This window comes from Niabella sp. ZPM-14 (genome assembly GCF_055693045.2).
Genome location: NZ_CM181148.1, coordinates 296,339 through 308,457 on the forward strand (window position 1 = coordinate 296,339; position 12,119 = coordinate 308,457).

Sequence of the window (12,119 nt, forward strand, 5' to 3'; positions counted from 1 at the left end):
TTGTTATTGTTGTTTAAGATATAATCATGACCTTGCATGGTCTGCCAGCAGATGCTCGTTTTCTTTCACCATTTCTTTGAAATAGGCCACTGTTTCCTGCAGGCTGTCCTTTGAATTTCCACCGGAGGCATTATAATGTCCGCCGCCATTGAAATACCGGCGCGCGAAAGTATTGCAATCAAAATCGCCTTTGCTTCTGAAACTCCACTTCCTTTCTTCGTCCCTGTCTATAACAAAGCCCACCATTTTAATGCCTTGCACGCTGAGCGGGAAATTGACCAGCCCTTCTGTATCGCCTGTTTTTATTTCATATTTCAGCAAGTCCTGTTTCGTAATTGCAATCAACGCTGTGTTGTATTCATACAGGAATTCCATACGGTTGCTCAATACATGACCGATAAAGCGCAGCCTGTTTTCCAGGAAATTGTCGAACAGGTTACTGTGCACCTGCGTATGATTCAGGCCCGCCTCCATCAACCGGGCCACCATCAAATGCACGGATGCATGGGTGGATGAAAACCTGAATGATCCCGTATCGGTAACTACTCCTGAATAAAGACATTCCGCAATGGCTGTATCGATCAAACGCTCATGCCCGCTTGCTACGATGAAGTCATACACCATTTCGCAGGTAGAGCTCTTTGTGATATCGCTTTTTCCGAAATTGAAACTCGGTGCATCGGGTTGCTCGTGATGGTCGATCAACACCTTCACACAGTCCAGCGCGGCCAGGGTGGGCGCCATCGTTTTGGTACGGTGAAAAATATTAAAGTCCAGGCAAAACAAATACTGCGCATCCTGCAGCACTTTTAACGATCTTTCCTGGTGTTTCTCGAAATTCAATACGCCTTCGCAACCCGGCATCCAGTTGAGCCAGCTGGCCCAATTGGTCGGAGAAATGACAGTAACCTCATGCCCCAGCTTCTTTAAAAAATTATACAAGGCTAAGGCTGAGCCCATTGCGTCCCCATCGGGCTTTTGATGCATCGTGACCGCCACCTTTGAAGGTTGCGCAAGCATATAAAATATGTCTGATAACGGTTTCATCACAAGAGGCGCAAAAATAGGCAAATTAAGCTCATCTGGAAACATTTAGTTTTTGTACCTTTGCGACCCAAAAAAAGAATATATGAGTAACCGTACATTTACGATGATCAAACCTGATGCGATGGAAAACGGGCATGCGGGGGCTATTTTAGATCGTATCACGAAAGAAGGGTTCAAGCTGGTCGCTTTAAAACTTACCAAGCTTTCTCCTGAAAAAGCTGGTGAATTTTATGCCATCCACAAAGAAAGACCTTTCTTCGGCGAGCTGGTAGAATTTATGAGCCGTGGTCCTATCATCGCTGCGATCTTGGAAAAGGAAAATGCAGTAGCCGCTTTCCGCGAGCTGATCGGAGCCACCAACCCTGCCAATGCAGCAGAAGGAACTATCCGCAAAGTGTTCGCTGCTTCAATCGAAGAAAATGCCATCCATGGAAGTGACAGCGATGAAAACGCCGCGATTGAAGGTGACTTTTTCTTCAACCATTTTGAAAGAGTATAAACACATTCGCTACAAGAAAAATAAAAGGCGGCCGGTTGGGCCGCCTTCTTTATTATAGCATGTTCTTACTTCCCTGCTTTGATCTGCTCGAGCAATGCAGCCAACTCCTTCACTTTGTCAGGGTGTTTCGTCGCCAGGTTGTTGCGCTCCCCTACATCATTTTTCAGATTGAATAATTGTGGTTCCGGCAAATTCCCCGTTTCGATATTGGTTAATTTCGGATGGGTATTAGCAGGTCCGTCATTAGGCGCAATATATTTCCACCCGTCTTTAACAATAGTAAGCTGGCGGACACCTTGCTGCACCAACACGGAACGACCTTGAGCAGATCTGCCTAAAAAGGCGTCCAGCGTATTTTTGCTGTCTGTGGCATCTCCTGCAGGCACCGGCTGATTCAACATTTTAGAAAACGACGCAATAAAATCGATCTGGCAAACCAACGCATCGGATACGGAAGGTTTTATTTTGCCTGGCCAGCTCACGATAAATGGCACCCGCGTACCTGCTTCCAGTGCGCTGTACTTTCCGCCCCGCAGAGGTCCCCAAGGGGTGTGGCCATTCAGCTGGGTCACGGCGCCATCCAGGTATCCATCATCCAGCACCGGTCCGTTATCGCTTGAAAAAATAATGATCGTGTTTTTATCCAACCCCTGAGCCTTGAGCTGTGTCATGATCTCTCCCACCGCCCAATCCAGCTGGAGGATAGCATCACCCCTCAAACCTAAACCGCTTTTACCTCTGAAAATAGTGGACGGCATGCGCGGCACGTGCGGTTCGGTCAGCGAATAATACAGGAAGAATGGCTTTGCCTTGTTGGTTGTGATAAAATCTTTGGCTTCCTGTAAAAAGGTCATGGGCAACTCTTCATCGGTCCATCGGGCCAACGTACCGCCTGTCATGAAACCGATGCGGCCGATACCATTAACAATAGTATTATTATGGCCATGCTCAGGAGTCGCCTTCAGTTTCAGCAATTCAGGATGCTCTTTACCGGTAGGTTCGTTACCGATTTTTTCTTTGTAGCTTACTGCAATCGGATCTTCAGGATCCAAAGCGACCACATGATGATTCCTGATGAAAACAGTGGGCACCCGATCTGCCGTTGCAGGAAATATAAACGAATAGTCAAAGCCGGTTTCGTTCGGTCCTGGTTTCAGTTCGCCATTCCATGCTTTCTCCACAGCATCGCCGAGGCCCAGGTGCCACTTCCCCACTATACCGGTGGTGTAGCCCGCCTTTTTAAACACTTTGGGCAGCGTGGTCTTGTCGGTGGGAATTATCAAAGCCGCATCACCGGGCAACACGCCTGTGCCGCTTTTACGCCAGGGATATTTGCCGGTCATCAATGCATACCTTGACGGCGTGCATGTGGCCGAGCTACTGTGCCCGTTGGTAAACCGGATGCCCTGTGCAGCCAGCTGATCGAGATGGGGCGTTTTTAATTTGGTGGCGCCATAACAGCTCAGGTCTCCATAACCCAGGTCATCCGCATAGATAAAAATGACATTGGGTTTATTAACCTGCGCACCAGCGAAAAGCACCGAATAAAGCAAAGCAACAACTAAAGAAATTTTTCTCATCTGTTTATTATTTATTGATTTTACTGTCATATGCCCGGAAGTATCGTTTTAGTTCTTATTCCACATCTGTTCCTACACTGCAGTTGGAAGGTGTTTTGTCTTATCAAGCAAATCTAAAAGCTATGTTGTCAAAAATAGTGTTTTATTTAAAGGAACTGAAGTCTTGTGCAATCGATTGATCGTGCAATGACAGCTGATTTCACCAAAGGATCATGTAAAACGTGGTAGTATATTTGTACGAAACAATCGACTTAGTGTATGAATGATCAGGAAATATTAGCCCATGTACAACGACTAATCCATCATCAATTTTCTGGTGAAGGTACCGGCCATGACTATTTTCATATTGAAAGAGTGGTTAAGACCGCTACAATAATAGCCCGGGAGGAAAAAGCTGATCTGTTCCTGGTTACATTAGCCGCCTGGCTGCACGACGTGGGTGACCACAAGCTGAATGGCGGTGTAGATAAATCGGCAGAGCAGATAGCAGCGCTGCTACAACCGCTGGGGCTGCCTTCTGAGACCATTGGTAAAGTGATCGATATTGTGTCACAGGTGTCTTTCAGTAAAGGAAAGACGGCTGAAACTATCGAAGCGCAGATTGTCCAGGATGCAGACCGGCTGGACGCAATCGGCGCCATAGGAATCGCCCGCGCTTTTGCATTTGGCGGCAGCAAGCTCAGGGAGATCCATCATCCGGAAAAACCTGCTGAAACAACTATCCAACATTTTTACGATAAGCTTTTGAGGCTGAAAGACAAAATGAACACCAGCACCGGCCGCGCAATTGCGGCAGGAAGGCACGAATACCTGGAAGCATTTCTGCAGCAGTTCTATAAAGAATGGAACGGCGAAAGTTAGCGGATCTTCGCGGACGCTAGGCTGTTTTAGGTCAACGGTATTTCACAAGTGAAGCACTCGCATGTCTGGATCGTTAAATTGTCAAATTTACTTTTATTCATTATTTTCGGCACTTAGTATAAAATGTTCATTCATGAAATTGGTATCAACGATTGCCCTCACGCTCCTCTTGCCGCTCCTCTCTCAAGCCAAACTCCGGTTACCCTGGTTTTTCAGCAATAATATGGTATTGCAACAACGGTCGAATCCTGCGATCTGGGGTTGGACGGATAAAAAAGGGTCGGTGTCGGTGGTGACATCATGGAATCATAAAAAATATACTGTACAGCCAGACGCCAGCGGAAAATGGAAAATAGCGGTCGCAACGCCGAAAGCAGGCGGTCCTTATGAGATTACCATCAGCGACGGTCAATCCATAAAGATCAAAAATATCCTGATCGGTGAAGTATGGATCTGCAGCGGACAGTCCAATATGGAAATGCCTTTAAAAGGCTTTCCGAATCAACCTATTTATCGATCGAATGATATTATTTTCAATTCAGATAATGATCAGATCAGATTGTATAATATTCCACGATCCACGCAACCTGCACCGTTGGATACGAGCAAGAATTACAGCTGGAAGATCTCCAACCCTGAAGACGTAGCTAACTTCAGCGCCACGGGTTATACTTTTGGAAAATTCCTGTACGACAAACTGAAAGTACCTATCGGATTGATCAATGTGAGCTATGGCGGGAGCCCCGTGGAAGCCTTTATGGACGCGGCTTCGCTCAAGGGGTATCCTTTTCAGCTGCCCGATCCGCATGATCAGTTGCGTTTAAGCAACAAGCTGCCAACGGTCTTATATAATGGCATGATACATCCCTTGCTGGGTTATGGCGTCAAAGGATTTATCTGGTACCAGGGAGAATCAAACGCTGACCGGCCTCAACAATATGAAACATTATTCCCTGAGTTTGTCAAAATGTTGAGAACACAGTTTGGCCAGGGCGATCTTCCGTTTTATTATGTTCAGATTGCACCATTTGATTACAACCGGAATAAAAAGACGGGCGATACACTTATTAACTCCGCCTTCTTACGGGATGCGCAGCGTAAAGCGCTGGATCAGATACCTAACAGCGGCATGGCGGTAACAATGGATATTGGAGACCGTGATTTCATTCACCCCCGTGAAAAACAAATCATCGGGAAACGCCTGGCACTGATGGCCCTGACCAATACTTATCAATACAAAGGATTTGTCAGCGAAAGCCCGGTGTATGAAGCCATGACCATCAAAAAGAATATAGTAACACTTCGCTTTAAGCATGCACCCATGGGACTTACCTCCTACGGCAAGCCTTTGACTCATTTCGAAATAGCCGGTGCGGATCAGCAGTTTTATCCGGCAACAGCGAAAATCGTAAACGGAGGCATTGAGGTGCAGGCCGCGAAAGTGAAGAATCCTGTTGCGGTGAGATACGCATTTGAAGATGCTGCGGAAGGCGAGCTCTTTAATACCGCGGGTTTCCCGGCTTCTTCTTTCAGAACAGATTACTGGCCGATAAAATTGGAAGTGAAGTAATGACGCAAAAGAGGTCTTGCGGGTAAGCAGAGGGCGATAGACAATAGGCAATAAGCAATGGGCAATGAGCAACAAGCAATGGGCGGGCGTCTTAAAATGATGATGGGTTATCGAGCGTTTTTATTCTTTACCATTATGCGTGAATTATGAAACAGGCTGTTGAATATATACTCCTACTATTTTTATCGACCAGCTCTCTTGTTGCATCGGCGCAGGACAGGAAGCTCGACACGTATAACGTGATATGGAACAGCCAGAGCACGCACGCCGGTGAATCCATGCCGGTGGGCGGCGGCGATATTGGATGTAATGTATGGGTTGAAAACAATGAACTGCTGCTGTATTTCTCCCAGAGTGGCAGCTTTGACGAAAATAATGCCTTCTTAAAAAGTGGGCGGGTCAGGCTGAAACTGTATCCCAATCCTTTTAACAATGCTTCTTTTAAACAGGAACTTATTTTGAAAGATGGGTACGTTCAACTTAAAGCTTCCAATGTGGCTATCAACGTTTGGGTAGATGTTTTTCAGCCGGTGATCCATATTGATATTTCAGGAAAGAAATCAATCCACGCGGAAGCAGTGTATGAGAACTGGCGATTGAACGATCGTTTGCAGAGAGGCAAGGAAAACAATGCCAACTCCTGGAAATGGGCATCGCACGTTCCCATTTATACGCGGCCCGATGTAGTAGGCTTTGATCGGAATGATATAGTGTTTTATCACCGGAACAATGATCCGACGGTATTTGATGCTACAGTGAAGCAGCAAGGATTGGACTCCGTGAAGCGGCGGTTATTTAACCCGCTTCAAAACCTGACCAGTGGCGGAATAATGCGGGGAGCCGATTTTGTCAGAGGCGATACGACCAGTGGCACCTATCTCAATACGTCTTATAAAGGCTGGAGCCTCGTCAGCAAACGGGCCGCTAAAAAACATTCGCTGAGCATTTACCTGCACCATGGACAAACTAACAATATCAGGGCATGGAAAGATCAGTTGAGTAAATTAACAAAGGGTCATAAGGCTGCACATGAAAAGACCGTCAACTGGTGGAACAATTATTGGAAGCGGAGCTTTGTCTTTATAAACGCCGGTACATCCCCAGCCACAGGTGAGGCCAGCAAAGACACTGCCTGGCAGGCAGGCCGCAACTACCAGCTGTTCCGGTATATGCTCGGGTGCAATGCCTATGGTGAATATCCCACAAAATTCAACGGAGGCTTATTTACAGTGGATCCGGTAATTACTGATAGCTCGATCAAAGGCACTCCTGATCACCGCAATTGGGGCGGCGGTACTTTCACTGCGCAAAATCAACGGCTCGTATATTGGCCGATGCTCAAAAGCGGGGATTCAGACATGATGAAGCCCCAGTTTGATTTTTACAACCGGATCCAGGAAACGGCGTTATTACGCTCGAAGATCTACTGGGGACATGACGGTGCCAATTTCAATGAACAGATAGAAAATTTCGGATTGCCAAATCCAACGGAATATTCCTGGAAGCGGCCGGCAAGCTTCGATCCGGGCATGGAGTATAACGCCTGGCTTGAGTACGAGTGGGATACTGTGCTGGAATTTTGTCTGATGATCCTTCAATCTCAATCTTACGCACGAAAAGACATCAGTGTTTATTTACCCCTGATTAAAAAGTCCCTGATCTTCTTTGATGAACATTATCAGTACCTGGCGAAACAGCGCGGCAGTAAAGCCCTGGACGGAAATGGGCACCTGGTCTTGTATCCTGGCTCCGGAGCCGAAACTTTTAAGATGGCTTATAATGCCAGTTCGACCATCGCGGCATTAGAAACAGTGACAACGGCGCTGTTGCAATTACCGGATACTCAATTAGACAAGACCGAGAGAGCCTATTTTGAAGGATTTTTAAAACGCATCCCTCCTATCCCTTTAATGAATTATCAGGGGAAGACCACCATTGCCCCTGCTATTGTCTGGAGCCGCGTTAATAATGTGGAGACGCCGCAGCTTTATCCCGTTTACCCCTGGGGGCTGTTTGGTATCGGAAAGCCGGGCCTTGACACGGCGCGCAACACTTATTGGAAAGACACGTTTGCTTTAAAATTCAGAAGTCATGTAGGCTGGAAACAGGATGCCATCTTTGCTGCCCGGCTTGGGCTGACAGCCGAAGCAAAAAGATTGACATTATTCAAACTACAAAATAGCGGCCGTCGTTTTCCCGCCTTCTGGGGGCCGGGCTTTGACTGGGTTCCCGACCACAACTGGGGTGGCAGCGGCATGATCGGTTTGCAGGAAATGCTGATGCAGACCGTTGAGGATAAGATCTATTTGTTTCCGGCCTGGCCCAAAGAGTGGAATGTGCATTTTAAGCTGCATGCACCCCAACAGACTACTGTTGAGGTGGAGTTGAAAGGCGGCGAGATAACATCTTTAAAAGTATTGCCGGAAAGCAGGAGGAAAGATGTTGTGGTGTTATGGTCTGATAACCGGCCCGGGTAATACGAAAAAAGCAAGCGTTTAGGAGACAGCTTACGCATAATATCTTTTCTTAATAATATGCGCTGTACGTATTCTAAAAGCAGGCAGAGCAGGAAGTTGTTGAACCTTTTGAATATTTTTCATCAGAACATTTCAAAATAATATCCTCATTCAAATCGAACCGAAGCGCCCGCCCGTGCCGGGACGGACGGGAAGAAATCCCAGCTAACCCGGTCTGACGGTCTCCGTCTGACCGTTTCTGTACGCAAGCACCAATTCAATCATCGGATCAGAAAGCGCTACCAGCGCCAGGAATGAGTGCGGGGCTGCTGAAGCCATAAAGACCGGCATGAAATATCGCTCTTATGGGCACACACGATCCGGCTCCACCCCTTTCGCAGCATGAAAAAAGTTGAAACAACGACCAGGATAAAAATGTGATACACCCAGTCCAAAAGCAGCCAATTAACTTTTAGTTTTTAATTATCTTTAATACCTATGATACAACTGCTTTATTTTTTTACGCTACATTTTTTGGCATGTGCTTGTTTGGCGCAAAAGCCATTTATTCCTGATGAGCATTATATGGCGCGATCAAAGGAGTCTTTCAGTTTATACGAGCAAAGGAAATACCTGCAATCCGGCCTCTCATACGACACGCTGTTTCATCAGTTCGGCGGAAGAGGATTGGAAGCAGACAGGTATAACGCCGCCTGTTCTTGGGCATTGGCGGGCAATAACGACAAAGCCTTTGATTATTTACAAAAGACGATTGAGCGTGACAACTATCACAATGTAGCACACCTTTCATCAGATCCGGATTTAAATACACTTCATGATGACAAGCGCTGGTCACCGGTGGTCCAGGCTGTTCAAGCGAATCAGGTAAAGGCAGAGGCCATGCTTAACAAGCCGTTGGTCGCCCTGCTTGACACAGTATTTCGTGAAGATCAGACTGACAGGAGAAATATACATGAGGTAGAAAAAAAATTTGGGTGGGAATCAAAAGCGATGGACTCTCTGTGGAGGAAAATAAATTTCCAGGATTCAGTGAATACGGTCCGTGTAACACAGATTATCGACAAGTATGGCTGGCCGGGCCCGGATGTGGTGGGCGAGCAGGGTGCATTAACCATCTTCCTGGTCATTCAGCATGCAGATTCATTGACGCAAGTCACCTATCTGCCCCACCTTAGAAAGGCGGTTAAAAATGGAAAAGCGCGCTCCAAAGACCTGGCCTTGTTGGAAGATAGAATATTAACCAAGCAAGGGAAAAAACAAATTTACGGTAGCCAGTTGCAAAACAACTCATCTACAGGTAAGAGTGAGTTTTTTCCTATTGAAGATGAAGCAAATGTCAACAAACGGCGGGCAGCCGTTGGATTAGAACCGATCGAAGACTACGCGAAGCGATTTGGCTTGCAATATACTCCGCCGAAAGAAGTGTCCGAAGAAAAAGATTCAATGAGGTAAGCACTTGGCTTGACATCCTTTACTTATTAAGTGTTGCTTCGATGCCTACCTCCTTCTGCCGCCGGAGTAGGTCATCGCCTCGCCTTTGCCGAAGCCAAAGCTCAGACCAAAGGTGATGAAGCGCCCCCTGTAACCTCGATTGTAGAGATAAAAATTTTGTCGGTCGGTTACAGACTCTGATATGCGGGACGCAAACAGATCGTTGACAGAAACATTCGCCACCAGTTTGCCTTTGAACAGCTTCTTCCTGAGGCCCGCATCCATGTAGGCAAAGCCTGAATTGACGGCGTTTACCGACTCAAAACCAGATTGGTAATTACCATTTAGCTCCAGGTCAAAATCTGCCGGCAACTCGATCTTTGATGTCAACCTGCCCGACCATTGATTACCATTGAAGTCAAAGTTCCTATCCTGGAACACACCTTTCCTTTTAAAGAAATTAAAATTAAAATCGCCGTTGAAGGACAACCAGCGGATGGGATCGTATTTACCGTTGAGCTCGATTCCCGTAGAAGCTCTTGTACCGATATTGTAAGGCTTATTCGTATTGACGTTGTTTTCAAAGGTGGACACATCTTCAATTACAGAAGTGGTGTACCTGTGATAAATACTCGAATTTAAAGTAGCCTTTGCGATTTTGAAAATACCGGTCAGTTCATAAGAATCGCTGTACTCCGGATCCAGGTCAGGGTTTCCTGTTGAGATGTTATAATTATCCCTCAGGCTCAAAAAAGGGTTCAGCTCCCACAAGCGGGGACGGTAGATCCGGCGGGAATATCCCAATTGAAGCGACGCGTCGCGGCTAATCTTATATGATGTATGCAGAGAGGGAAACAGGTTCGTATAATTACGATTGTTGCTCAAATTGGTGGTTTCCAAAAGTGTGGCCAGGCCCGTGTTCTCGACCCGCAATCCGGCCTTTATGCCCCAATGATCGCCTTCATAGCTTCCCGTACCATATACGCCCAATACTTTCTGATCAAAACGGAAGTTGTTGGTCAGCGCCGGGTTCACCACCCATTGCCCGTCTGCCAAATCACTAATAGCGTAATCGTTGCCGACTTCATTCATCAGGTATTGTGCGCCGGTCTCCAGGGTAAAACGGTCGTCGAACGGTTGGGTATAATCTAATTTAAAAGTATAGTTCGCCTCTTTGAAATCTGTTTCCGCCTGCTGATCGCTTTCATCGATTGTGCCTAAGGTAGCCACATTCCTGAAGACAGACGATTGGTCCTTACCAAAAAAGCTACCGATCGCGCTAGCCAGAAGCGTGTGCTTTTCGTTGTCTTTAAACTGACGTTCGTAATTCAATTCGTACTGCCACTTTGGATTCGTGGCCTCGGTGATCTCGGTTCTTTTCCATTGAGAGATCAGTGTATCATTGCGATAGAAACTATAGTTGGTTTCGGAAGGCTGGTCTTCTACTTCGTAAGCGAAATTACCAGAGAGCGTCAGTACATTCAGTTCATTGATATGATAATCGGTTCCCAGTGTGATGTTGTAAAACTTTTCGTTGCGATAATTCACTCCATCTGTAAGGATCTCAGAATTATTTTCGCGATCCCGGTTGATCCCTGAATCGTACCGGGGCAAAGAACGCCTGCCCAAGCCCAATTGCGTAAACAGGTTAAATTTATTGGTGCGCCGGTTCATACTGACACCGATGCTGTGATTGTCCGGAATACCCGTATTTACTGAGATGGAGCCGTTCAGATCCTTGCTTTGTTCTTTTTTCAGGATAATGTTTAGGATACCGGCGGTACCCTCTGCTTCGTATTTTGCAGATGGGTTCGTGATCACTTCGATGCGTTCGATCATATCTGCGGTAATGGTACCCAGTGCATTGCTGCTCTCGTCTGCCAAAACAGAAGGCTTTCCGTTGATCAGTATTTGCACGCCCGAATTACCGCGCAGGCTGATCTGTCCGTCGATGTTTACCATTACGGAAGGCACATTGTTCAGCACCTGCAAGGCGCTCATGCCCGTGGAGCTCAAATCCTGCCCCACATTGAAAACGCGTTTGTCTAATTTGAATTCAGTTGAAGACTTTTCCGCCCTGACGATCACTTCTTCGAGTGTTACATCAGCTTTAGCTAACAATATTTTACCAAGCGCAACACGCTGGTCAGTTACTTTGGGCTTTTTAAAAGTTTTCGATTTATAACCTACAAAGCTGATCTCAATGATGAGATTATCACCAGCCACCTGTACATCAAACCGGCCCAGGGAATCAGTATTCAAGCGTTGCAGTACATTTTGAGAGATGTTGTCCCGTACTTCAACCACGGCGCTGTTCAAAGGTTGTGCATTATCGCCGCCCCATACTTCGCCGGTGACGGTGGTTTGTGCATTACTAATTACTGAAATTAATAAAAAGGTAACAATGGCCGGTAATCTGAATATCATTAATCACTTCTGTTTTTAGGTGGTTCGCTGGTCAGGTGAAGACCCTCTCATCTATCGGTCGGACAGAGACCGTCAGACCTTGTTCGCTTTAATTGGCCAGACGGAGACCGTCTAGACCATATTCGTGTTAGACGCCAAAAATGAGTAATAATTGTGTTATCTGCCTGATAATATTACACTTCCCTCATAATGCATTACTCATCATTCGCAATTCACCACCTACTATT

General features: G+C 46.4%; 8 protein-coding genes. 5 read left to right on the forward strand and 3 right to left on the reverse strand.

Annotated elements, in window-relative coordinates; genetic code table 11:
* Positions 1 to 24 precede the first annotated feature (24 nt).
* Positions 25 to 1,020: a DHH family phosphoesterase gene (locus tag ACU37H_RS01185; protein WP_472702527.1), complete on the reverse strand. Its 996-nt coding sequence runs from the start codon at positions 1,018 to 1,020 to the stop codon at positions 25 to 27.
* A gap of 109 nt (positions 1,021 to 1,129) precedes the next feature.
* Between ACU37H_RS01185 and ACU37H_RS01190 the strand changes: the two genes are divergently transcribed.
* On the forward strand, positions 1,130 to 1,546 hold the full coding sequence (locus ACU37H_RS01190; protein ID WP_472702528.1) for a nucleoside-diphosphate kinase: 417 nt from the start codon (positions 1,130 to 1,132) through the stop codon (positions 1,544 to 1,546).
* A gap of 65 nt (positions 1,547 to 1,611) precedes the next feature.
* Here the strand turns inward: ACU37H_RS01190 and ACU37H_RS01195 are convergent, their stop codons facing one another.
* Complete coding sequence (locus ACU37H_RS01195) at positions 1,612 to 3,126, reverse strand: sulfatase family protein (protein ID WP_472702529.1); 1,515 nt, start codon at positions 3,124 to 3,126, stop codon at positions 1,612 to 1,614.
* Between the two features lie 258 nt (positions 3,127 to 3,384).
* Here ACU37H_RS01195 and ACU37H_RS01200 point away from each other — a divergent pair, with 258 nt between their 5' ends.
* The 4 genes from ACU37H_RS01200 (at position 3,385) to ACU37H_RS01215 (ending at position 9,486) form a co-directional block, all read left to right on the forward strand.
* On the forward strand, positions 3,385 to 3,987 hold the full coding sequence (locus tag ACU37H_RS01200) for an HD domain-containing protein (protein WP_472702530.1): 603 nt from the start codon (positions 3,385 to 3,387) through the stop codon (positions 3,985 to 3,987).
* A 133-nt stretch (positions 3,988 to 4,120) separates the two neighbouring features.
* Positions 4,121 to 5,557, forward strand: coding sequence for a sialate O-acetylesterase (locus ACU37H_RS01205; RefSeq protein WP_472702532.1), 1,437 nt, complete (start codon positions 4,121 to 4,123; stop codon positions 5,555 to 5,557).
* Between the two features lie 146 nt (positions 5,558 to 5,703).
* Positions 5,704 to 8,034: a DUF5703 domain-containing protein gene (locus ACU37H_RS01210; protein ID WP_472702533.1), complete on the forward strand. Its 2,331-nt coding sequence runs from the start codon at positions 5,704 to 5,706 to the stop codon at positions 8,032 to 8,034.
* Positions 8,035 to 8,511: 477 nt separating this feature from the next.
* The gene (locus tag ACU37H_RS01215) at positions 8,512 to 9,486 is read left to right on the forward strand and encodes a DUF6624 domain-containing protein (protein WP_472702534.1); all 975 of its coding nucleotides are present in this window, start codon (positions 8,512 to 8,514) and stop codon (positions 9,484 to 9,486) included.
* Positions 9,487 to 9,531: 45 nt separating this feature from the next.
* On the opposite strand, the gene ACU37H_RS01220 is transcribed toward ACU37H_RS01215, so the two are convergent.
* A complete protein-coding gene (locus ACU37H_RS01220; RefSeq protein WP_472702535.1) occupies positions 9,532 to 11,892 on the reverse strand; it encodes a TonB-dependent receptor in 2,361 nt (786 codons plus the stop codon).
* Between the last annotated feature and the right edge of the window lie 227 nt (positions 11,893 to 12,119).

What these genes read in the sequence shown, in the direction of transcription:
- ACU37H_RS01185 (WP_472702527.1), bottom strand. Translation starts at nt 1,020, where the DNA reads ATGCTTGCGCAACCTTCAAAGGTGGCGGTCACGATGCATCAAAAGCCC.
- ACU37H_RS01190 (WP_472702528.1), top strand. Translation starts at nt 1,130, where the DNA reads ATGAGTAACCGTACATTTACGATGATCAAACCTGATGCGATGGAAAAC.
- ACU37H_RS01195 (WP_472702529.1), bottom strand. Translation starts at nt 3,126, where the DNA reads ATGAGAAAAATTTCTTTAGTTGTTGCTTTGCTTTATTCGGTGCTTTTC.
- ACU37H_RS01200 (WP_472702530.1), top strand. Translation starts at nt 3,385, where the DNA reads ATGAATGATCAGGAAATATTAGCCCATGTACAACGACTAATCCATCAT.
- ACU37H_RS01205 (WP_472702532.1), top strand. Translation starts at nt 4,121, where the DNA reads ATGAAATTGGTATCAACGATTGCCCTCACGCTCCTCTTGCCGCTCCTC.
- ACU37H_RS01210 (WP_472702533.1), top strand. Translation starts at nt 5,704, where the DNA reads ATGAAACAGGCTGTTGAATATATACTCCTACTATTTTTATCGACCAGC.
- ACU37H_RS01215 (WP_472702534.1), top strand. Translation starts at nt 8,512, where the DNA reads ATGATACAACTGCTTTATTTTTTTACGCTACATTTTTTGGCATGTGCT.
- ACU37H_RS01220 (WP_472702535.1), bottom strand. Translation starts at nt 11,892, where the DNA reads ATGATATTCAGATTACCGGCCATTGTTACCTTTTTATTAATTTCAGTA.